This window comes from Kitasatospora sp. NRRL B-11411, assembly GCF_000721345.1.
Taxonomy (GTDB): Bacteria; Actinomycetota; Actinomycetes; order Streptomycetales; family Streptomycetaceae; genus Kitasatospora; species Kitasatospora cineracea.
Genome location: NZ_JOGH01000010.1, coordinates 34,545 through 54,697 on the forward strand (window position 1 = coordinate 34,545; position 20,153 = coordinate 54,697).

Sequence of the window (20,153 nt, forward strand, 5' to 3'; positions counted from 1 at the left end):
GTACCGGGGTAGCACCCCGGACCCGCTACCGGGGTATGAGGACAGCGGCCGGACCCCGCTCTACCCTCGGCCCGGTGACCCTCTGGAAAGACTTCCTCCGCGCCCTCACCGAGCCCCTCGGCGACCACCGCCCCCCGCTGTCGACGGCCCGCCGGCCGTGGGTCCGGGCGGTCCCGTACGCGCTGGTGCTGCTCATGGTCGGCTCGCTGCTGCCCACCGGCATCGTGACGCTGATCCAGTTCTACGGGGTGGACCCCTCGCTGGCCACCGCGCTCGCCGTGGTGCAGGCCGGGGCGCTGCCGCTGGCGCTGACCCGGCCGCTGTTGGCCTGGCAGCTGGCGGCGCCCTCGGTGCTGGTCGGCGCGGTGGCCACCCACGGCGCGGCCGCCGACCAGCCCTGGCCGTGGCCGACCACCACGCTGCTCGGCTACCTGTTCCTGATGGTCCTGCTGGCCGTCCGGGAGCGCGGGCGGACCCTGCTCGCGGTCTGGGTGGTCACCTTCCTCGGCTGCAGCCTGAGCTGGACGGTCTTCAACGAGGAGTTCGACGGCTCCTCGGTGCTGGCCACCGCGCTGTCCGGCGTGGTGCTGCTGCTCGGCTGGAGCCTGCGCGGGCGCGGCGAGGCCAAGCGGCTGCTCGCCGCGCAGGAGCAGATCTCCGAGACCGAGCGGGCCCGGCGCACCCTGCTGGAGGAACGCGCCCGGATCGCCCGGGAGTTGCACGACGTGGTGGCCCACCACATGTCGGTGATCACCGTCCAGGCCGACAGCGCCCCGTACCGGCTGGAGGGCCTGCCCCCGGCCGCGGTCGAGGAGTTCGGGCAGATCGCGGCCGCCGCGCGCGGCTCGCTCGCCGAGATGCGCCGCCTGCTGGGGGTGCTGCGGGCCGCCGAGAGCGCCGCCGACAAGGCCCCGCAGCCGGGCCTGGACGACCTGCCGAAGCTGCTGGCCACCGTCGGCCAGGCCGGGGTGCGGGCCGAACTGGCCGTCGGGGACGGCGTGTCCGCGCTCGGCCCGGTGCCCGAGGCGGTCGGCCTGTCCGCGTACCGGATCGTCCAGGAGGCGCTGGCCAACGTCGTCCGGCACGCCCCCGGCGCCACCGCCGAGGTCGGGATCACCGCCGCGGACGGCGCGCTCGCCCTGACCGTCCGCAACGACCCGCCGCCCGGCCGGGCCCGCGCCGTGGAGACCTCCGGCGGCACCGGCCAGGGACTGGTCGGAATGCGCGAGCGCGTCCGGCTGCTGGCTGGCACCCTGGACACCGGCCCGACCGCCGACGGAGGCTACCGGGTGACCGCCGTCCTGCCGTTGGACGGCACCAGCCCCGGGGAGAAGACCGCATGACCATCCGCGTCCTCATCGTCGACGACCAGGCGATGGTCCGCGCCGGGTTCGCCGCCCTGCTCAACGCGCAGAGCGACATCGACGTGGTCGGCGACGCGCCCGACGGCCGGCAGGCGATCGAGGTCAGCGGCCGCACCCACCCCGACGTGGTGCTGATGGACGTCCGGATGCCCGAGATGGACGGCCTGGAGGCCGCCCGCCGGCTGCTCGACCCGCCGCCCGGCGTGGTGCACCGCCCGCGGGTCCTGATGCTCACCACCTTCGACGTCGACGACTACGTGTACGAGGCGCTGCGGGCCGGTGCCAGCGGCTTCCTGCTCAAGGACGCCCCGCCCGCCGACCTGATCGCCGCCGTCCGGGTCGTCGCGGCCGGCGACGCGCTGCTCGCGCCCTCCGTCACCCGCCGGTTGATCGCCGACTTCGCCAGGAACCGCCCCGCCCCGCGCCGCGACCCGCGGCTGCGGCTGAACGGGCTCACCCCGCGCGAGACCGAGGTCCTCGAACTGATCGCCCGCGGCCTCTCCAACCAGGAGATCGCCGCCCACCTCGTGCTCGCCGAACAGACCGTCAAGACCCACATCGGCCGGATCCTCGCCAAGCTCGACCTCCGCGACCGCGCCCAGGCCGTGGTGCTCGCCTACGAGAGCGGCCTGGTCCAGCCCGGCGCGCAGTGACCCTCCCTACCGCCCGGGTATGACCCGCCGGTTGGCTCCGCGGGGTGACGCCCGCTCAGCCGCCCCGTCCCTACCTTCCTCCTCGTTGCCGAACAGGAGGAGGAGCGGATGCTGTCGCGTCTGCGTCGGGGGACGGCCGTGGCCGGGTTGGTGCTCGCGGCGGTGCTGGGAGTGGGGTCGTGGGCGTCGGCCGACGCGCAGACCCCGTTGACGGGGCCGCCGCCGGGCGCGGCGGCCTGGGCGGCGGACACCTCGCTGGGGGTGCGGCTGCCCGATCCGGTGGCCTCCTCGCCGGCCGAGGTCGCCGCGTTCTTCGCCGGCCTGCCGCCGGAGCGGCGCGAGGCCCTCGCGGTGCGCCACCCGCAGCTGGTCGGGAACCTGGACGGCGCGCCGGTCGCGCTGCGGCTGCGGGCCAACGCGCTGGCCGTCGAGGCGGAGCGGGACCGCCAGCGGGCCCGGGCCGGGGACGCCGCGCTGCCCCGCGCCGAGCGCGCGGCGGCCGCCGCGCGGGCCGACCACTACGCCGAGCTGGCCGGGCACCGGCTGCTCGCCTTCGACCCGCGCGGCCGGGGCCAGGTCGCCGAGGTGTTCGGGGACGTGGAGCACGACGAGCGGACGGCCGTCCTGGTGCCGGGCTCGGACGTCGACCTGTCCGACTACGACCGGGAGGCCGCCACCGGCCACCGGTCGCTCGCCGGGATGGCCCGGGCGCTGCGCGCCGCGAGCGGCGACCGGGTCGCGGTGGTGGCCTGGGTGGGCTACACCACGCCGGTCGGCCTCGGGCTGGACGCGGCCCGGGAGGAGCTGGCCCGGGCCGGCGCCGCCCGGCTGGACCGGCTGGTGGCGGGGCTGGCGCCGGTGACCGGGCCGGTGGAGCTGTTCTGCCACTCGTACGGGTCGGTGGTGTGCGGGCGGTCCGCGCCGGACCCGGCCCGGGTGGCCGGGCTGGTGGCGGTGGCCTCGCCGGGGATGGGGTTGGAGCGCGCGGACGAGCTGCGGGTGCCGGTGTGGGCGGTGCGCCGCAACGCCGAGGACTGGATCGGCGACGTGCCGAACGTCTCGCTGCTCGGCTTCGGCCACGGCGCCGACCCGACCTCGGGCGGCTTCGGCGCCCGGGTGCTGCCGTCCACCGGCTCGCACGGGCACAGCGACTACTTCGCGCCCGGCTCGGCCTCCCTCGCGGCCTTCGCCGCCCTCGCCCTCACCGCCACCACCACCGCCGCCGCCTGACGTGACGCCGCCCGTCGGCCGTTCGAGGAGACTTTCGATGCCGCCCGTGACCACCCTGCGCCGCTCCGCCGTGCGGACCGCCGCGAAGATCGACGCGAAGACCCCCGCCACCCGCGACCGCGCCCTGGACGGGCTGCGCGCGCTGGCCCTGCTGTCCGTCCCGCTCGGGCACTGGATGCTCGGCGGGTTCGACTCCCCCGACGGGGTGCTGCACAACGCCAGCCCGCTGGGCGCGCTGCCCTCGATGGCGCCGCTGAGCTGGGTGCTGCAACTGCTGGGCGTGTTCTTCCTGGTGGGCGGCCGCGCCTCGGCCCTGTCGCTGCGCCGGGCGGCCGGGCGCGGGGTGCGCACCGGGGCGTGGCTGCGCGGCCGGGTGCTGCGGCTGGCGCGCCCGGTGCTGGGGGTGGCGGCGGTGTGGGCGGCGCTGATCCCGGTGCTGCGCGCGCTGGGCGTGCCGGCCGGGACGGTGCGGACCGGGGCGGTGCTGATGGTGCAGCCGCTCTGGTACATCGCCGTGTACCTGGTGCTGACGGCGCTGACCCCGCTGTGCGTCCGGTTCGGCGCCCGCTTCCGGGGCTGGGGCGCGGCGGTGCTGATGGCGGCGGTCGCGCTGGTGGACCTGCTGCGGTACGGGCCGTGGGGCGCCGCGGTGCCGGGCTGGCTGGGCCTGCTGAACCTGCTGCCGGGCTGGCTGTTCGCCTACCAGCTGGGCGTGGACTGGGCGCACGGGCGGCTGACCCGGGCCGGGGCGAAGCTGCTGGCGGTCGGCGGGGCGGCGCTGTTCGCGGTGCTGCTGGTGGTGTTCCACTACCCGGCGAGCATGGTGGGCGTGCCGGGCGCGGCCCGCACCAACTCGCACCCGCCGTCCCTGCTGGTGCTGGCGCTGGCCTCGGTGCAGGGCGGTGCGGCGGTGCTGCTGAAGGACCGGCTGGGCCGGGCGCTGCGCCGGCCGCTGCTGTGGCTGCCGGTGGTGGTGGTCAACCTGGGCGCGATGACGATCTTCTGCTGGCACCAGACCGCGATGTTCCTGACCGCGCTGGCGGGCTCCCGGCTGGGCGCGCTGCCCGGCCTGACCACCGCCCCGGACTCGGCGGCCTGGGCGCTGGCCCGGCTGGCCTGGCTGCCGGTGTTCGGCGCGGTGCTGGCGCTGATCGGCCGCTGGGCCCGGCGCTTCGACGCCCCGTGGCCGTCCCGGGCCTGGCGGGCGGTGGCGGGCGCGGGCGCGGCGCTGTTCGCGGTGTACGCGCTGGGCGCGGTCTGACACCGCGTCAACTGTCGGTGCCGGGACGTACCCTGCGGCCATGGCGACCTTCGACGAACTGACCGCGCTGGCCCTGGCGCTGCCGCAGACCCACCAGGAGGAGACCTGGGAGCAGGTGACGCTGCGGGTCGGGCGGAAGATCTTCGCCATGGGCCGCCCCGGGTCGGGGGAGGTCTCGGTGAAGGCCGCCCCGGCGGAACAGGCCGAACTGATCGCCGCCGCCCCCGGGGTGTACTCGGTGGCCCCGTACACCGGCCGGTTCGGCTGGGTGCGGGTGCGGCTGGCCGGGGTCGACCCGGAGGAACTGCGCGAACTGCTCACCGACGCCTGGCGATCGGTCGCACCGAAACGGGTGGTGAAGGAGTACGAGGGGTAGCGTACGGGCGAATGTGACGGGGAACACTGTTTGCTCCCTGCCTCCAGCGTCGGTCGACCTCTACTCTGGCTGACTAGTAGTCGGAAGTCACTGCACCGTCGGGCCCGTCCCGCCGCGAGGTACGGCCCGAGGGAGTGGACGCCATGCAGCGCAGGCGGGTGAAGCGGATCCTGATCGGCGTGTTCGCCGGCTGCGCGGCCCTGGTGGACGCCGGAGCCGCCGCCGCGCAGGCCGCCGCCTCCAACGAGCAGCTGGCCATCACCACCCCGCCCGCGGGCAGCTCCGCCTGGGTCGCCGACCGCTCCTTCGGCCACGACCTGCCGGACCCGGCCACCGCCACCCCGGCCGCCGTCGCCGCGTTCTTCGCCGGGCTCAAGCCCGCCGAACTGGACCGGCTGGTCGCCGAGTACCCGCTGGTGGTCGGCAACCTGGACGGGGCCCCGCCCGAGGTCCGCTACCGCGCCAACCGGGTGGCGCTCACCGCCGAACGGGACCGGGCCCGGCAGCGCGCCGCGGACACCACCCTGGACGCCACCACCCGCGCGCTGTCCCTCTCCCGCGCCAACGACTCGGAGCGGCTGCTCGGCGAGGGCCGGCAGATCCTCGCCTTCGACCCGCGCGGCCGCGGGCTGGTCACCGAGGTCTGGGGCGACCTGGCCACCGCCCAGCGGATCGCCGTCCTGGTGCCCGGCTCGGACGCCGACCTCGGCCACTTCGACCAGAGCGGCGACCCGCTGCGCTCCCCCGCCGGCATGGCCCGCGCGCTGTACGCCGAGGAGCACGCCCAGTCGCCCGGCACCCGCACCGCGGTGGTCGCCTGGACCGGCTACGTCACCCCGCAGGGCCTCGGCCCGGACGCGGTCACCTCCCGGCTGGCGGACGCCGCCGCGCCCCGGCTGCACCGGCTGCTCGGCGGCCTCGAGCAGACCGCCCACCCCGAGGCGCCGCCCGCCCTGCTGTGCCACTCGTACGGCTCGGTGGTGTGCGGCACCACCGCGCCGACGCTGCACGCCGCCCAGCCCACCGACGTGGTGGCGTTCGGCAGCCCCGGGATGGGCGTCGACTCGGCGGCCGAGCTGGGCAGCGGCGTCCAGGTCTGGGCGGCCCGCAACCCCGGCGACTGGATCGGGAACGTCCCCTACCTGGAGGTCGGCGGCCTGGGCCACGGCGCCGACCCGACCACCCACGCCTTCGGCGCGGTGTCGATCTCCTCGCTGGGCGCCAACGGCCACACCGGCTACCTGGCCGAGGGCACCGAGAGCCGGCACAACTTCGCCGCCATCGCGCTCGGCCACTACGGGGACGTCACCGGCCCGTCCGAGACCCAGGGCTGACGGACCGGCAGCCGACGCCCCGTCAGACCTCGCGGGCGTCCGCGGTGGAGCTCATGTCGGCGTAGCGCCGGCCGGCCACCCGCCCGGCGATCGGCTCCAGCTCGGCCAGCTCCTCCGCGGTCAGCACCAGCCTGGTCCCGCCCAGGTTCTCCTCCAGCCGGCTGCGCTTGCGGGTGCCGGGGATCGGCACCACCGCGGTCAGGCCGTGCACCTCGGCGCGCTGCTGCAGCCAGGCCAGCGCGACCTGGGCGGCCGTCGCCCCGCGCTGCTCGGCGATCCGCCGGATCGGGGCGACCAGTTCGGCGTTCCCGGCCGCGTTGTCGCCGGTGAACTGCGGCAGGTGGCGCCGGAAGTCGCCGTCGGCCAGCTGCCCGGCGTCGGCGAACGCCCCGGTCAGGAAGCCCCGGCCGAGCGGCGAGTACGGCACCAGCGCCACGCCCAGCTCGGCCGCGGCCGGCACCGCGCTGCGCTCCACGCCCCGGGCGAAGATCGACCACTCGGACTGCAGCGCCGCGATCGGGTGCACCGCGTGCGCCTCGCGCAGCTCCGGCCCGGTCACCTCGGACAGCCCCAGGTACCGGACCTTGCCGGCCGCGACCAGCTCGCCCATCGCGCCCACCGACTCGGCCAGCGGCACCTGCGGGTCGCGGCGGTGCATGTAGTAGAGGTCGATCACGTCCAGGCCGAGGCGGCGCAGCGAGGCGTCCACCGCCGTGCGGATGTACGCCGGGTCGTTGTTGATGCCCCGGTAGTGCTGGTCGTCGGCGCGCCGCTCGATGGCGAACTTGGTGGCCAGCACCACCCGGTCCCGGTGCGCCCGGACGAACGGGCCGACCAGCTCCTCGTTGGCGCCCAGGCCGTAGACGTCCGCGGTGTCGAACAGCGTCACGCCCAGCTCAAGCGCCCGTTCCAGGGTGGCCAGCGCCTCGTCCGTGTCGGTCGGGCCGTAGAACTCGCTCATGCCCATGCAGCCCAGCCCCTGCACACCCACGATCGGGCCGTCGGTGCCGAGCCGGGTGGTCTCGATGCTGCTCATGCGCTCTTCCTGTCCTGTCCACAGTGGTTCGGTGTTTCCTCGTCGCCGCCGACCGGGAGCCCGGATGCGCCGTAGTGGTCGATCTTCATGTCGATCACGGCGAGCGTGGCCCGCAGGTCGGCCATCCGCCGGCGCACCTCCGCGCGGTGCGCCACCAGCAGCTCCCGGCGCTCGTCCCGGGTGCCGTCCCCGGCCCGGACCAGCTCGACGTACCGCACCATGTCGGCCACCGGCATGCCGGTCAGCCGCAGCTTGGTCAGGAACGCCAGCCGGGCCAGGTCCGCGTCGGTGTACCGGCGCTGCCCGGCGTGCGAGCGGTCCACCGGCTCCAGCAGGCCGATCCGCTCGTACCAGCGCAGCGTGTGCGCGGTCAGCCCGCTGATCGCGGACACCTCGCTGATGCCGTGCCGCGGCGTCAGGTCCGGTGCGGAGCTCGGCTGCCGGAACGCCTCCTCGCACCCCGTCGACCCCACTGCCCGCTGCTCGGACCCTGCCATGTTCTCGACCCCCGTCTTCGGCGACGACAACGACGCTACTGAGTTGGAGCGCACTCCAAGCAAGCCTGACACACGTCCGCCCGGCACCGGGTGCCGTCGTTTAGAGTTCCGCCCATGCAGAGCTTGCGGATGATCGAGGACTGGCCGGTACCCCACGCCGCGGCGGCGGTGGTCCGCGGGAGCGACGGCGCGCTGCTCGGCGCGCACGGCCCGCAGGAACAGCTGTTCCCGCTCGCCTCGGTGACCAAGCTGCTCAGCGCGTACGCCGCCCTGGTCGCCGTCGAGGAGGGCGTCTTCGAACTCGACGACCCCGCCGGCCCCGACGGCTCCACCGTCCGCCACCTGCTCGCGCACACCTCCGGCCTGGCCTTCGACGAGCACCGGGTGATGGCCGAGCCCGGCAACCGGCGGCTCTACTCCAACGCCGGGTTCGACGTGCTGGCGGCCGCCCTGGAGAGCGCCTCCGGCATCCCGTTCGCCCAGTACGCGGCCGAGGCCGTCTTCCAGCCGCTCGGCATGCACGCCACCCTGATCAACACCGCCCACCGCGCCCCCGCCGGCGCCGGCGGCCTGTCCACCGCCGCCGACCTCGCCCGCTTCGCCGCCGAACTGCAGTCCCCCGAACTCCTCGACCCGGCCACCGTGCACGCGGCCACCCGCGAGGTCGCCTTCCCCGGCACCAGCGGCGTCCTGCCCGGCTTCGGCCACCGCCGCCCCAACGACTGGGGCCTCGGCTTCGAGATCCGCGACCACAAGACCCCGCACTGGACCGGCACCGCCAACTCCCCCGCCACCTTCGGCCACTTCGGCCAGTCCGGCACCTTCCTCTGGGTCGACCCCACCGCCGGCCTCGCCTGCCTCGCCCTCACCGACCGCGACTTCGGCCCCTGGGCCGCCGAGGTCTGGCCCCGGCTCAGCGACGCGGTCCTCGCCGAAACGGCATAGCGCGGAGCCAGGAGCGCGGGGAGAACTGCTGCGCCAGACGTTGCGAAGCCAGGGGCGCGGGGAACTGCGCGACCGGCCGGGCACCCACCGCAAGACCGCGAAGCGGCATCAACTCGCCGCCCGCTCCGCGACCTTGCCGACGTGCTCCTCCGCTGCGCGCAGTTCCCCGCGCCCCTGTGTGCACCATCCCGCTCGCGCAGCAGCTCTCAGCCGAACTGCACAGGCGTGCGCATCTCCCAGAGCAGCAGTTCGACGCCGTCCTCCCCCGCCGTCGGGTCGGCGAACGCGTCGCCGGTGATGCGGACGGAGTCGCCGGGCCCGGCCGAGCGGCCGCCGCCCTGCGGGCCGGGGACGGTGCGGTAGCCGACCGAGCCGGCCACCACGTGGACGTAGCGGTAGGGGGCGGCGGGGAGTTCGGGCAGCGGCATCCAGGCCGGGGTCCGGACCAGCCAGAGCGCGGCGTCGCCGCGGCGCAGTCGCAGGGCCCGGTCCGCGTCGGCGTCCCGTCCGGAGGCGAGCAGGGTGAGGCCGTCGCCGTCGGGGACGGGGGCGAGTCCGAAGCCGGGGGCGGCGCCGTACTGATCGGGCTGGAGCCACATCTGGACGAAGGTGACCGGTTCGGTGGCGCCGCCGGGGTTGCGTTCGGTGTGGCTGATGCCCGTCCCGGTGGACTGCACCTGGACGGTGCCGCGCCGGACCACGCTGGCGTGGCCGGCGTCGTCGCGGTGGGCGAGGGCGCCCGACACCACCCAGGTGACGATCTCGGTGTCGCTGTGCCGGTGCGCCTCGTACCCGGCGCCGGGGGCGAGCGTCTCCTCGTTGCAGGCGAGCAGCGCGCCGAAGGAGGTGTTCTTCGGGTCGTAGTGGCCGGCGAAGGAGAAGGCGTGCCGGGTGGTGATGCCTTCGGCGGGTTCCGACAGGTAGCGCTCGGCGGCGCGCCGCAGGTCGGCCCGGCCGCGTTCTTTCCGGACGGGTCCGGACGCCGGTTCGAGGGGTTCGAATGCCTGCCCGTCCTGGGGCGAAGAATCCACGCTCACGGGCACCACGGTAGCCGGTGTGACGGGTGCCACCGGACGACATCGGGCCCGGCGTGCACGAGCACCCGTCGGGGTGAGGCAGGCTAGTGCCGTGCCATCCGCTTCAGCGAAACCCGACAAGCCCGCCGACCGGTCCTCCGGTGAGCGCTCCTCCCCGGAGCGGTCCGCCGAGAAGGCCCCGGAGAAGAAGCCGGCCCGGCGCTCCGCCGCGTCCGCGCGCCCGGCCGGGGTGCCGGGGCGGGGGCGGATGACGGCCGAGGAGCGCCGACTGGCCGCCGAGCGGGCGGAGTTGCGGGCGGCCACGCTGAAGCGGCTGGAGAAGTCGGCGGGGAAGCTGGCGTCCGCGGCGATCGCCCGGATGGACGACCAGTTGGCGTGGTACCGCCGGATGCCGCCGGAGCATCGCTCGTGGATCGGTCTGGTGGCGCAGGCGGGCATCGCGGCGTTCACCGAGTGGTACCGGCACCCGGAGGCGCCGCAGGCGATCTCCACGGACGTGTTCGGCACCGCGCCGCGGGAGTTGACCCGGGCGATCACGCTGCGGCAGACCGTGGAGCTGATCCGCACCACCATCGAGGTGATGGAGGAGGCCATCGGGGAGGTGGCCGCGCCCGGCGACGAGGCGGGGATGCGCGAATCGGTGCTGGTCTACGCCCGGGAGATCGCCTTCGCCACCGCCCAGGTGTACGCGCAGGCCGCCGAGGCGCGCGGTGCGTGGGACGCCCGGCTGGAGGCGCTGGTGGTGAACTCGCTGCTGTCCGGGGACGCCGACGAGGGCGTGCTGTCCCGGGCGGCGGCGCTGGGCTGGGGGCAGCCGAGCCAGGTGCGGGTGGTGATGGGCAGCGCCCCGGACGGGGACAGCGAGCTGGTGGTGGAGGCGATCCGACGGGCCGCCCGGTACGCGAAACTGCACGTCCTGACGGGTGTGTTGGGCCGCCGCCTGGTGGTGGTGGTCGGCGGTGACAAGGAGCCGGTGCACGCGGCCCGGGCGCTGATCGGTCAGTTCGCGCCGGGCCCGGTGGTGGTCGGTCCGACGGTCGGCGACCTGCTGTCGGCGACCCGCTCGGCGCACGCCGCCGCGCAGGGCCTGAAGGCGTGCGCGGCCTGGCCGGACGCGCCCCGCCCGGTGCTGGCGGACGACCTGCTGCCGGAACGGGCGCTGGCCGGCGACGAGGTGGCGCGCCGTCAGCTGGTGGAGGAGATCTACACACCCCTGGAGGAGGCCGGCTCGGCACTCCTGGAGACGCTGAGTGTCTATCTGGAGCAGGCGTCCTCCCTGGAGGGCGCGGCCCGGATGCTCTTCGTCCACCCGAACACCGTGCGCTACCGGCTGCGTCGTGTGACAGATGTCACCGGCTATGCTCCATCAGACGTACGTTCGGCATTCACCCTGCGCATCGCCCTTGCTCTGGGGCGTCTCGGTTCCGGGTCCGACCAGGGCTGAGCGAACTGTAGGGAATCCACAAGCTGACGTGCTTTTCTTCGTCATCGTCGCCTACCCGCCCCCGGGCGTCCGGCGAGAGAGGGTTGAACCGTGCTTGTTATCGTCGCCCCTGGACAGGGTGCCCAGACTCCCGGCTTCCTCAACCCCTGGCTCGAACTGGACGGCGCCGCCGACCGGCTCCGCCAGTGGTCGGCGACGGCCGGCCTCGACCTGGTGCACGCCGGTACCGAGGCCTCCGAGGAGGAGATCAAGGACACTGCCGTCGCCCAGCCGCTGCTGGTGGCGGCCGGCCTGGTGACCGCCGCGGCGCTGTTCCCGCAGGGCTTCGCCGGGCAGGTCGGCGCGGTCGCCGGCCACAGCGTCGGCGAGATCACCGCCGCGGCGCTGGCCGGAGTGCTGTCCGAGCAGGACGCGCTGGGCTTCGTCCGCGAGCGCAGCCTGGGCATGGCGCAGGCCGCGGCGCAGACCGCGACCGGCATGACCGCGGTGCTCGGCGGCGACCCGGAGGCGGTCGCCGCGAAGCTCGCCGAACACGGCGTGACCCCGGCGAACAACAACGGCGGCGGCCAGATCGTCGCGGCCGGCACGCTGGAGCAGCTGGCCGCGCTGAAGGCGGACCCGCCGGCCGGCGCGCGGCTGATCCCGCTGAAGGTCGCGGGCGCGTTCCACACCGCGCACATGGCCCCGGGCGTGGAGCGGCTGGAGAAGCTGGCCCCGACCCTGACCACCGCGGACCCGGCCGTCGCGTACCTGTCGAACAAGGACGGCGAGGTGGTCGGTTCCGGCGCCGAGGTGCTCGCCCGCCTGGTCTCGCAGGTCTCCAACCCGGTCCGCTGGGACCTGTGCATGGAGACCCTGCAGCAGCTCGGCGCGACCGCCGTGATCGAGCTGTCCCCCGCCGGAACCCTCACCAACCTGGTCAAGCGCAACGTCAAGGGTGTCGCCACGCTGGCCCTGAAGACCCCCGCCGATCTCGACAAGGCCCGCGAACTCGTGGCCGAGCACGGCAACCAGGAGAAGAGCGCATGAGCGCAACCATCAGGCCGGCCACCGGCGCCCAGTACTCCCGCATCCACGGCGTGGGCGGCTACCGGCCGACCCGGGTGATCCCCAACTCCGAGGTGCTGAACTGGATCGACTCCTCGGACGAGTGGATCCGCACCCGGTCCGGGATCGCCGAGCGCCGCTGGGCCGGGCCGGAGGAGAGCGTCGCCGAGATGTCGGTGCAGGCCGCCGGCAAGGCCGTGGCGATGGCCGGCATCCGCCCGGAGCAGATCGGCGGCGTGATCGTCGCCACCGTCTCGCACCTGAAGCAGACCCCGGCGATCGCCACCGAGATCGCCCAGCGGCTCGGCTGCGGCACCGCCCCGGCGTTCGACATCTCGGCCGCCTGCGCGGGCTTCGGCTACGGCCTGAGCCTGGCCGACGGCATGGTGCGCGGCGGCAGCGCCGAGTACGTGCTGGTGATCGGCGTGGAGCGGCTGTCCGACCTGACCGACGTCACCGACCGGTCGACCGCGTTCATCTTCGGCGACGGCGCGGGCGCCGCGATCGTCGGGCCCTCCGACACCCCCGGCATCGGCCGGGTGATCTGGGGCTCGGACGGCTCGCAGGCCGACGTGATCTCGCAGACCCAGGCCTGGGACACCGCGTTCGCCAAGCCGGACGCCGTCAACGGCGCGGGCGAGGAGATCAAGTGGCCGGCCCTGCGGATGGAGGGCCAGACGGTCTTCCGCTGGGCGGTGTACGACATGGCGAAGGTCGCCGAGCAGGCCCTGGAGGCCGCCGGGATCACCGCCGACCAGCTCGGCGCGTTCATCCCGCACCAGGCCAACATGCGGATCATCGACGCGATGGTCAAGAAGCTGGACCTGCCCCCCAACGTCCCGGTGGCCCGCGACATCGCGGAGACCGGCAACACCTCCGCCGCCTCCATTCCGCTCGCCATGGAGCGGATGCTGGAGCGCGGCGAGGCCAAGAGCGGCGACCTGGCGCTGATCATCGGCTTCGGTGCCGGTCTGGTCTACGCGGCCGCGGTCGTTACGCTCCCCTAGGCGTTCTTCCCCGCCCCACCCCTGGAAACCCGCGTCGGTCCGCCGGACCGCACGCTGTCAACACCGAGAAGGAGCAGCCGATATGGCTACCCGCGAAGAGGTTCTCGAAGGTCTCGCCGAGATCGTGAACGAGATCGCCGGCATCCCCACCGAGGACGTCGCGCTCGACAAGTCCTTCACCGATGACCTGGACGTCGACTCGCTGTCCATGGTCGAGGTCGTCGTCGCCGCCGAGGAGCGCTTCGGCGCGAAGATCCCGGACGACGAGGTCAAGAACCTCAAGACCGTCGGCGACGCGGTGGACTTCATCGTCGCCAACGTCTGACCTGCCGTCAGGCTCCCGGTCGGGGCGCGCGGGTCGCGCCCCGACCGGCCCCCTTTCCCGCCGGTCCCCCGGTCCTCCCCGCAGATGTGAGAGAAGAAGAAACCAGTGACTGCTGAAAACCGCACCGTGGTCGTCACGGGTATCGGCGCCTTCACGCCGCTGGGCGGCGACGCCGCCACTTTCTGGGAGGGCCTGCTGTCCGGCAAGTCCGGCGTGCGTGCCCTCACCGAGGAGTGGGCGGCCGACCTGCCGGTCCGGATCGCCGCCCGGGTGGCCGTCGAGCCCGGCGAGATCCTGCCCCGCCCGCTGGCCCGCAAGCTGGACCGCTCGGCCCAGTTCGCGCTGATCGCCGCCCGCGAGGCCTGGAAGGACGCCGGCTACCAGGCGCCCGCCACCGACGACTCCAACGAGCTGGCCCCCGAGCGCCTGGGCGCGGTCATCGCCTCCGGCATCGGCGGCGTCACCACCCTGCTCGACCAGTACGACGTGCTCAAGGAGCAGGGCGTCCGCAAGGTCTCCCCGCACACCGTCCCGATGCTGATGCCCAACTCCCCGGCGGCCAACGTCGGCCTGGAGGTCGGCGCCCGCGCGGGCGTGCACACCCCCGTCTCCGCCTGCGCCTCCGGCGCCGAGGCGATCGGCTACGCGATCGAGATGATCCGCACCGGCCGCGCCGACGTGGTCGTGGCCGGCGGCACCGAGGCCGCGGTCCACCCGCTGCCGATCGTCGCCTTCTCCAACATGATGGCGATGTCCAAGAACAACGAGGACCCGCAGCACGCCTCCCGCCCGTACGACAAGGCCCGCGACGGCTTCGTGCTCGGCGAGGGCGCGGGCGTGATCGTGCTGGAGTCCGCCGAGCACGCGGCCGCCCGCGGCGCCCGGGTCTACTGCGAGGCCATCGGCCAGGGCCTGTCCTCGGACGCCCACCACATCGCCCAGCCCGAGCCGACCGGCGCCGGCGTGGCCCGCGCCATCGACGACCTGTTCGCCCGCAACGAGCTGGACAAGTCGGAGGTCGTGCACGTCAACGCGCACGCCACCTCGACCCCGCAGGGCGACACCGCCGAGATCAAGGCGCTGCGCCGCACCCTGGGCGAGCACCTCGACCACGTGGCGATCTCCGCCACCAAGTCGATGACCGGCCACCTGCTGGGCGGCGCCGGCGGCATCGAGACCGTCGCCACCGTGCTGGCCCTGTACAACCGGATCGCCCCGCCCACGGTCAACGTGGTCGACCTGGACGACGACATCGACGCCGACATCGTCCGCGACGAGGCCCGCAAGCTGCCGGTCGAGGGCCGGATCGCCGCCCTCAACAACTCCTTCGGCTTCGGCGGCCACAACGTGGTGCTGGCCTTCCGCACCGTCTGACGCGAGCGCCCGTGAGGGGGGTGCGGGGGCCCGGCCCCCGCACCCCCCTCACGCGTTCACACCACCTGGTGCAGCCAGCGCACCGGCGCGCCCTCGCCCGCGTACCGGAACGGCTCCAGCTCGTCGTCCCAGGGCTTGCCGAGCAGCTTGGCGATCTCCGACTCCAGGTCGCCGCCCTCGTTGCGGGCCCGCAGCAGCACGGCGCGCAGCCGGTCCTCGGGGATCAGGATGTCGCCGTGGATGCCGGTGACGGCGTGGAAGATGCCGAGCGCGGGCGTGGAGGAGTACCGCTCGCCCTCCGCCGTGGCGCAGGGCTCGCTGGTCACCTCGTACCGCAGCAGCTGCCAGCCGCGCAGCGCGGAGGCGAGCTTGGAGGCGGCGCCGGGCTCCCCCTGCCAGGAGAGTTCGGACCGCCAGTGCCCGGGCGCGGCGGGCTGCCTGATCCAGTCGAGGTTGATCCGCACCCCGAGCACTCCCGCGACCGCCCACTCGACGTGCGGGCACAGCGCGCGGGGCGCGGAGTGGATGTAGAGCACACCACGTGTCGTCACCGGGACCTCCTGGCTGTGGACGAGGGTCGCCTTCCCCAGCTGCCTCGCTCCGTCGCCGGTGGGTCCTGATCAGTGGCTACCCCGGGGAGCTCAACTTATTCGACATTAGGTCATCAAATCGAGCAAAACGGACAAGCTTTCACCCCATGCTAGTCGGTTCGCCCGAGAGGTCTACCCTCACGGCCCCCACCTCCCCCGAACGGCCGCACGCGTGCGCCCCCGCCGCGGATCGCGCTCCGGCGGGGGCGTGCTGACGGTCCGACAGGCGACGCGGCGTCAGACCGCGACCACCATCTTCCCGGTGTTGGCGCCGCGCAGCATGCCGATGAAGGCGTCGACGGCGTTCTCCACGCCCTCGACCACGGTCTCGTCGGAGCGCAGCTCGCCGCTGCGCAGCCAGCCGCCGACCTCGGCGGCGAACTGCCCGCGCAGCGCGGCGTGGTCGCCGACGATCATGCCCTGCAGGCGCAGCCGCTTGCCGATGGCGAGCGCCAGGTTGCGCGGCCCGGCCGGGGCGGAGGTGTCGTTGTACTGGGCGATGGCGCCGCACAGGGTGACCCGGCCGTGCACGTTGAGCGCGCCGATCGCGGCCTCCAGGTGCTCGCCGCCGACGTTGTCGAAGTACACGTCGATGCCCTCGGGGGCGGCCGCGGCGAGCTGCTCGGCGACCGGGCCGGCCTTGTAGTCGAACGCGGCGTCGAAGCCGTACTCCTCGACCAGGGTGGCGACCTTCTCGGCGGAGCCGGCCGATCCGATGACCCGCTTCGCGCCCTTGAGCCGGGCGATCTGCCCGACCAGCGAGCCGACCGCGCCGGCCGCGCCGGAGACGAAGACGGTGTCGCCCTCCTTGAACGAGGCGACCTCCAGCAGCCCGGCGTACGCGGTCAGCCCGGGCATCCCCAGCACACCCAGGTAGGCGGAGAGCGGGGCGAGCTCCGGGTCGACCTTGACGGCGTGCGCGGCGTCCAGCGTCGCGTACTCGCGCCAGCCCAGCCCGTGCAGCACGGCGTCGCCGACCGCGAAGCCCTCCGCCGCGGAGGCCACCACGTACCCGACCGCCCCGCCGTCCATCGGCGCGCCCAGCGCGTACGGCGGGACGTAGGACTTCACGTCGTTCATCCGGCCGCGCATGTAGGGGTCGACCGAGAGGTAGGCGTTGCGCACCGTGATCTCGCCGGGGCCGGGCTGCCGGACCGGCGCCTCGACCAGGGCGAAGTCCGCGGGGACGGGCCAGCCCTGCGGGCGCGCGGCCAGGTGCCACTCGCGGCCGGTGGCGGGGAGGGCGTGCTGCTCTGCCATCACATACTCCTCAGAGTGAAATATTCATCGACTAAAGCAATCGTGAGGATGAAAGGTTCACGTTGTCAAATGTTCAGCTAGACTCGAACGCATGGAACAGCGGGAGGAGCAGGCCATGACGGAGGAGCGGGTACCGACCGCCGACCCGATCACGCTGGAGGTCGTCGACCTGATGGCGCGCCTGGTCGGCCTCTTCCACCGCGAGTACGAGGAGGCCGCGGCCGCCCGCTCGCTCACCGGCGCCCAGGCCAAGGTGCTGGCCCTGCTCCGGCGCGGGCCGATGCCGATGCGGCACATCGCCCAGACCCTCTCCTGCGAGCCGTCCAACATCACCGGCATCGTCGACCGGCTGGAGGGGCGCGGCTTCGTCACCCGGGAGTCCGACCCGCAGGACCGCCGGGTCAAGCTGGTGGTCGCCACCGACTCCGGCCGCTCCGCCTCCGCCGAACTGCGCGAGTCGCTGAACTTCGCCCGCGAACCGCTGGCCGCCCTCGAAGGCGACGAGCGCGCCCAACTGCGCGACCTGCTGCGGCGGATGCTCGACTCCACCGGCACTCCCCCGGCCCCCGAACAGGGCCGCTGACCTGCCCGGTTCCACCGGCTCGAAAAAACTCTCGAAAAAGATGGTTCGCGTGTAACCATTCCGTCCGCCGAACCGTCCAAGTAGTGACGAGTGCCGATCCGCAGTGCGGCGGATCAGCCGAGTGCCTGCCCTCGGGCACCAGTTGCCGCTGCGCGCAGAGAGACCGCCGACCGATGACCGACGCCAAGCAGAAGGCCGCCCCGAACCGCTCCCGCGGCCGCCGAATAGCCCGGGGCCTGGGAGCCACCGCCGCCGCACTCGTCGTCGCCGCAGCCGGCACCGGAGCCTGGTACTACCAGCGGCTCGACCACAACATCACGACCTTCGCGCCCGAGGGCATCGCCTCCAGCCGCCCCCCGGTCGCCACTCCCGCGCCCACCGGCGGACGCCCCGTCAACGTCCTGCTGCTCGGCTCCGACACCCGCGACGACGGCAACAGCTCGCTGGGCGGCGGCGACGAGGGCGTGGGCCACTCCGACACCGCGATCCTGCTGCACGTCTACGCCGATCACAAGCACGCCGTCGGTGTGTCGATACCCCGCGACACCCTGGTCACCATCCCGCCCTGCCTGCTGCCCAGCGGCAAGTGGAGCCAGAGCCGGACCAACCAGATGTTCAACTCCGCCTTCACCATCGGCGAGTTCAAGGCCGGCAACCCGGCCTGCACGCAGAACACCGTCGAGGCGCTGACCGGCCTGCGGGTCGACCACACCCTGGTGGTCGACTTCAAGGGCTTCGCCGCCATCACCAGCGCCGTCGGCGGCGTCGACGTCTGCGTCCCCAACGACGTGGACTCGTACGGGATCCACCTCACCAAGGGCCGGCAGACCGTCTCCGGGCAGCAGGCCGTGGACTACGTCCGGGCGCGGCACGGCCTCGGCGACAGCTCCGACATCGGCCGGATGCTCCGCCAACAGGCCTTCATGTCCTCGCTGATCAAGAAGGTGCAGGGCAGGGGCTTCGACCTGACCACCCTGCTGCCGCTGGCCGACGCCGCCACCAGGTCGCTCACCGTCGACCCCGAACTCGGCTCCCCCTACAAGCTCGCCGAGTTCGCCCAGTCCCTCCAGGACATCCAGCTCTCCGACATCCAGTTCGTCACCCTCCCCTGGCGCTTCCAGGGCGCCCGGGTCGCCGTGGTCGAACCCGACGCGAGCATCCTGTGGAACCTGCTGCGCCAGGACCGCACCCTCGACGGCCACCCCACCGGCAACGCGAGCGCGAGCGCGAACCCGGCGGCGAGTGCGAGTGCGAGCCCGGGGGCGGGCGCGAGCCCGGGCCTCGAACCGGGCCCCGGCGCCTCGCCCTCCGCGACGGCCACCGCCACCGCGACCGCAACGGCGAGTGCGACGGCCGATCCGGGCGGCGCGGCGACGCTGGACGTGCCCGTCACCGTGCACAACGCCGCCAAGACGGCCGGGCTGGCCGGCCGCACCGCGCTCGCGCTGCGCGGCAACGGCTACACCGACATCACCATCGGCGCCAACACCCCGGCCCGCCGCACCACCCTGATCGAGTACGCCCCCTCCCAGCGCGCCGCCGCCGAACACCTCGCCCAGCTCTACCCCGGCGCCGAACTCCGCAGCACCGCCACCGACAGCATCGTGCTCACCCTCGGCCAGGACCGCGCCGACACCCCCGGCCTGCCCGACGGCACCGCCCAGGACGACACCGCGGGCCTCGGCAGCGCCTCCCCCGGCGCCCTGCCCTCCGCCATCCCGTCCGGCATCACCGGCAACACCCGCCCCGCCGACGCCGACCTCTGCAGCGACCTCAACTTCGGCTGACCACCCGCCCCCGGTCCACGACCGGGGGTCTCAGCCCACCGGGTCGGGCAGCCCCGTCACCACCACCGTCACCCGGAGCCCCCGCAACTCGCCCGCCCGCAGCAGGCCGTACACCGCCCACAGCGCCTTCGCCACGTACCGGCGCTCCACCGGCACTCCGTACGCCGTCCCGAACCACGAGGCGAATCGTTCCAGCTCCGGCGGCACCCGGCCGTAGCCGCCGCCGTGCCAGCCGTGCACCAGCTGCCAGTTGGGGAACTCCCGACCGTAGCCGGCCCGGTGCAGGGCCGTCACCTCGGCCTCCAGGTAGCCCTCGCCGCGGAGGACCGCCACGCCGAGCGCTCGCGGGCCGGCCGGCAGGCCCGCCGCGATCCCGGCCAGGGTGCCGCCGGTGCCGACCGGGCAGCACACCACGTCCCGGGGGCCGAAGTCCGGGAGGGCGTCGGCGAGTTCCGCCGCGATCACCGCGGCGCCGCGCACCGCCAGGCCGTTGGAGCCGCCCTCCGGCAGCACGTAGTACCCGGCCCGCCGCTCCTGCCCGCCGCCCGCCAGCGCCCGGTAGGCGGAGCGCTCGACGAACTCCAGCACCATTCCGTCCCGTTCGGCCCGGGCCAGCGACCAGTTGCGCGGCTGCCCGGCGAGCTCCGCCCCGCGGATCACGCCGGTGCTGGCCAGCCCGAGCCCCCGGGCGGCAGCCGCCACCGCCCGCACGTGCGTGGAGTACGCCCCGCCGTAGGTGAGCAGCCCCCGGGCGCCGTCCGCCACCGCCCGCTCCAGGTTCGGCGCGAGCTTGCGCCACTTGTTGCCGGGCACGCTCGGGTGCGCCAGGTCGTCCCGCTTCAGCCACAGCTCCGCACCCGCAGCGGCGAACTCCGGGTCGTCGACCGGCGTCAACGGCGTGGGCAGCGCGGCGGCAGGAAGCATCCGCCCACCCTAGGGCCTGCCCGCCGCCCGCCCCGCCGGGCCTGGCCCGGGCTCGCCTGGCCTGGCCCGGCCCGGTCTG

Annotated in this window: 20 protein-coding genes; 14 read left to right on the plus strand and 6 right to left on the minus strand. The window is 74.4% G+C overall.

The features are described 5' to 3' along the window. Nucleotides 1–74 precede the first annotated feature (74 nt). The 6 genes from IH44_RS0107130 (at nucleotide 75) to IH44_RS0107155 (ending at nucleotide 6,218) form a co-directional block, all read left to right on the plus strand. Complete coding sequence (locus tag IH44_RS0107130; RefSeq protein ID WP_051816640.1) at nucleotides 75–1,343, plus strand: sensor histidine kinase; 1,269 nt, start codon at nucleotides 75–77, stop codon at nucleotides 1,341–1,343. Then, nucleotides 1,340–2,017, plus strand: coding sequence for a response regulator transcription factor (locus IH44_RS0107135; protein ID WP_030458560.1), 678 nt, complete (start codon nucleotides 1,340–1,342; stop codon nucleotides 2,015–2,017). Before IH44_RS0107130 ends, IH44_RS0107135 begins: the two co-directional genes overlap by 4 nt. A gap of 108 nt (nucleotides 2,018–2,125) precedes the next feature. Beyond that, nucleotides 2,126–3,247, plus strand: coding sequence for an alpha/beta hydrolase (locus tag IH44_RS0107140; RefSeq protein ID WP_030458561.1), 1,122 nt, complete (start codon nucleotides 2,126–2,128; stop codon nucleotides 3,245–3,247). A 37-nt stretch (nucleotides 3,248–3,284) separates the two neighbouring features. Next, nucleotides 3,285–4,508, plus strand: a complete 1,224-nt coding sequence (locus IH44_RS0107145; RefSeq protein WP_030458562.1) for an acyltransferase — start codon at nucleotides 3,285–3,287, stop codon at nucleotides 4,506–4,508. Nucleotides 4,509–4,548: 40 nt separating this feature from the next. Continuing rightward, nucleotides 4,549–4,884, plus strand: coding sequence for an MmcQ/YjbR family DNA-binding protein (locus IH44_RS0107150; protein ID WP_030458563.1), 336 nt, complete (start codon nucleotides 4,549–4,551; stop codon nucleotides 4,882–4,884). Nucleotides 4,885–5,027: 143 nt separating this feature from the next. After that, nucleotides 5,028–6,218, plus strand: a complete 1,191-nt coding sequence (locus IH44_RS0107155) for an alpha/beta hydrolase (protein ID WP_030458564.1) — start codon at nucleotides 5,028–5,030, stop codon at nucleotides 6,216–6,218. A gap of 22 nt (nucleotides 6,219–6,240) precedes the next feature. On the opposite strand, the gene IH44_RS0107160 is transcribed toward IH44_RS0107155, so the two are convergent. Both IH44_RS0107160 and IH44_RS0107165 read right to left on the minus strand, forming a co-directional pair. Then, nucleotides 6,241–7,254, minus strand: coding sequence for an aldo/keto reductase (locus tag IH44_RS0107160; protein ID WP_030458565.1), 1,014 nt, complete (start codon nucleotides 7,252–7,254; stop codon nucleotides 6,241–6,243). Continuing rightward, complete coding sequence (locus IH44_RS0107165; protein ID WP_081966773.1) at nucleotides 7,251–7,751, minus strand: MerR family transcriptional regulator; 501 nt, start codon at nucleotides 7,749–7,751, stop codon at nucleotides 7,251–7,253. Before IH44_RS0107165 ends, IH44_RS0107160 begins: the two co-directional genes overlap by 4 nt. 114 nt (nucleotides 7,752–7,865) lie before the next feature. On the opposite strand from IH44_RS0107165, the gene IH44_RS0107170 reads away from it, so the two are divergent. Next, nucleotides 7,866–8,696: a serine hydrolase gene (locus IH44_RS0107170; protein ID WP_030458567.1), complete on the plus strand. Its 831-nt coding sequence runs from the start codon at nucleotides 7,866–7,868 to the stop codon at nucleotides 8,694–8,696. 206 nt (nucleotides 8,697–8,902) lie between these two features. On the opposite strand, the gene IH44_RS0107175 is transcribed toward IH44_RS0107170, so the two are convergent. Continuing rightward, on the minus strand, nucleotides 8,903–9,733 hold the full coding sequence (locus tag IH44_RS0107175; RefSeq protein WP_232794851.1) for a pirin family protein: 831 nt from the start codon (nucleotides 9,731–9,733) through the stop codon (nucleotides 8,903–8,905). A gap of 247 nt (nucleotides 9,734–9,980) precedes the next feature. Between IH44_RS0107175 and IH44_RS0107180 the strand changes: the two genes are divergently transcribed. From IH44_RS0107180 to fabF, 5 genes are all read left to right on the plus strand, one after another. Next, a complete protein-coding gene (locus IH44_RS0107180) occupies nucleotides 9,981–11,177 on the plus strand; it encodes a CdaR family transcriptional regulator (protein WP_051816642.1) in 1,197 nt (398 codons plus the stop codon). A 90-nt stretch (nucleotides 11,178–11,267) separates the two neighbouring features. Next, entirely contained in the window at nucleotides 11,268–12,206 is a 939-nt protein-coding gene (locus IH44_RS0107185; protein WP_030458570.1) for an ACP S-malonyltransferase, read from the plus strand. Then, a complete protein-coding gene (locus IH44_RS0107190) occupies nucleotides 12,203–13,231 on the plus strand; it encodes a beta-ketoacyl-ACP synthase III (protein ID WP_030458571.1) in 1,029 nt (342 codons plus the stop codon). Before IH44_RS0107185 ends, IH44_RS0107190 begins: the two co-directional genes overlap by 4 nt. A gap of 82 nt (nucleotides 13,232–13,313) precedes the next feature. Beyond that, nucleotides 13,314–13,556 carry an acyl carrier protein gene (locus tag IH44_RS0107195; protein ID WP_014135627.1) on the plus strand — a complete coding sequence of 81 codons (243 nt, stop codon included), beginning with the start codon at nucleotides 13,314–13,316 and terminating at the stop codon, nucleotides 13,554–13,556. 105 nt (nucleotides 13,557–13,661) lie between these two features. Then, the gene (gene fabF, locus IH44_RS0107200) at nucleotides 13,662–14,930 is read left to right on the plus strand and encodes a beta-ketoacyl-ACP synthase II (RefSeq protein ID WP_030458572.1); all 1,269 of its coding nucleotides are present in this window, start codon (nucleotides 13,662–13,664) and stop codon (nucleotides 14,928–14,930) included. Between the two features lie 56 nt (nucleotides 14,931–14,986). On the opposite strand, the gene IH44_RS0107205 is transcribed toward fabF, so the two are convergent. Together IH44_RS0107205 and IH44_RS0107210 are read right to left on the minus strand one after the other, a co-directional pair. Continuing rightward, nucleotides 14,987–15,481, minus strand: coding sequence for a DUF3145 domain-containing protein (locus tag IH44_RS0107205; RefSeq protein WP_030458573.1), 495 nt, complete (start codon nucleotides 15,479–15,481; stop codon nucleotides 14,987–14,989). A gap of 276 nt (nucleotides 15,482–15,757) precedes the next feature. Further along, nucleotides 15,758–16,780 carry an NADP-dependent oxidoreductase gene (locus tag IH44_RS0107210; protein WP_030458574.1) on the minus strand — a complete coding sequence of 341 codons (1,023 nt, stop codon included), beginning with the start codon at nucleotides 16,778–16,780 and terminating at the stop codon, nucleotides 15,758–15,760. Between the two features lie 91 nt (nucleotides 16,781–16,871). On the opposite strand from IH44_RS0107210, the gene IH44_RS0107215 reads away from it, so the two are divergent. Together IH44_RS0107215 and IH44_RS0107220 are read left to right on the plus strand one after the other, a co-directional pair. Beyond that, complete coding sequence (locus IH44_RS0107215; RefSeq protein WP_030458575.1) at nucleotides 16,872–17,363, plus strand: MarR family winged helix-turn-helix transcriptional regulator; 492 nt, start codon at nucleotides 16,872–16,874, stop codon at nucleotides 17,361–17,363. Nucleotides 17,364–17,536: 173 nt separating this feature from the next. Beyond that, on the plus strand, nucleotides 17,537–19,150 hold the full coding sequence (locus IH44_RS0107220; RefSeq protein ID WP_030458576.1) for an LCP family protein: 1,614 nt from the start codon (nucleotides 17,537–17,539) through the stop codon (nucleotides 19,148–19,150). 30 nt (nucleotides 19,151–19,180) lie between these two features. Here the strand turns inward: IH44_RS0107220 and IH44_RS0107225 are convergent, their stop codons facing one another. Further along, the gene (locus tag IH44_RS0107225; protein ID WP_030458577.1) at nucleotides 19,181–20,074 is read right to left on the minus strand and encodes a 1-aminocyclopropane-1-carboxylate deaminase/D-cysteine desulfhydrase; all 894 of its coding nucleotides are present in this window, start codon (nucleotides 20,072–20,074) and stop codon (nucleotides 19,181–19,183) included. Nucleotides 20,075–20,153: the final 79 nt, after the last annotated feature.

What these genes read in the sequence shown, in the direction of transcription:
- IH44_RS0107135 (WP_030458560.1), top strand. Translation starts at nt 1,340, where the DNA reads ATGACCATCCGCGTCCTCATCGTCGACGACCAGGCGATGGTCCGCGCC.
- IH44_RS0107140 (WP_030458561.1), top strand. Translation starts at nt 2,126, where the DNA reads ATGCTGTCGCGTCTGCGTCGGGGGACGGCCGTGGCCGGGTTGGTGCTC.
- IH44_RS0107145 (WP_030458562.1), top strand. Translation starts at nt 3,285, where the DNA reads ATGCCGCCCGTGACCACCCTGCGCCGCTCCGCCGTGCGGACCGCCGCG.
- IH44_RS0107150 (WP_030458563.1), top strand. Translation starts at nt 4,549, where the DNA reads ATGGCGACCTTCGACGAACTGACCGCGCTGGCCCTGGCGCTGCCGCAG.
- IH44_RS0107155 (WP_030458564.1), top strand. Translation starts at nt 5,028, where the DNA reads ATGCAGCGCAGGCGGGTGAAGCGGATCCTGATCGGCGTGTTCGCCGGC.
- IH44_RS0107160 (WP_030458565.1), bottom strand. Translation starts at nt 7,254, where the DNA reads ATGAGCAGCATCGAGACCACCCGGCTCGGCACCGACGGCCCGATCGTG.
- IH44_RS0107165 (WP_081966773.1), bottom strand. Translation starts at nt 7,751, where the DNA reads ATGGCAGGGTCCGAGCAGCGGGCAGTGGGGTCGACGGGGTGCGAGGAG.
- IH44_RS0107170 (WP_030458567.1), top strand. Translation starts at nt 7,866, where the DNA reads ATGCAGAGCTTGCGGATGATCGAGGACTGGCCGGTACCCCACGCCGCG.
- IH44_RS0107180 (WP_051816642.1), top strand. Translation starts at nt 9,981, where the DNA reads ATGACGGCCGAGGAGCGCCGACTGGCCGCCGAGCGGGCGGAGTTGCGG.
- IH44_RS0107190 (WP_030458571.1), top strand. Translation starts at nt 12,203, where the DNA reads ATGAGCGCAACCATCAGGCCGGCCACCGGCGCCCAGTACTCCCGCATC.
- IH44_RS0107195 (WP_014135627.1), top strand. Translation starts at nt 13,314, where the DNA reads ATGGCTACCCGCGAAGAGGTTCTCGAAGGTCTCGCCGAGATCGTGAAC.
- IH44_RS0107210 (WP_030458574.1), bottom strand. Translation starts at nt 16,780, where the DNA reads ATGGCAGAGCAGCACGCCCTCCCCGCCACCGGCCGCGAGTGGCACCTG.
- IH44_RS0107215 (WP_030458575.1), top strand. Translation starts at nt 16,872, where the DNA reads ATGGAACAGCGGGAGGAGCAGGCCATGACGGAGGAGCGGGTACCGACC.
- IH44_RS0107220 (WP_030458576.1), top strand. Translation starts at nt 17,537, where the DNA reads ATGACCGACGCCAAGCAGAAGGCCGCCCCGAACCGCTCCCGCGGCCGC.
- IH44_RS0107225 (WP_030458577.1), bottom strand. Translation starts at nt 20,074, where the DNA reads ATGCTTCCTGCCGCCGCGCTGCCCACGCCGTTGACGCCGGTCGACGAC.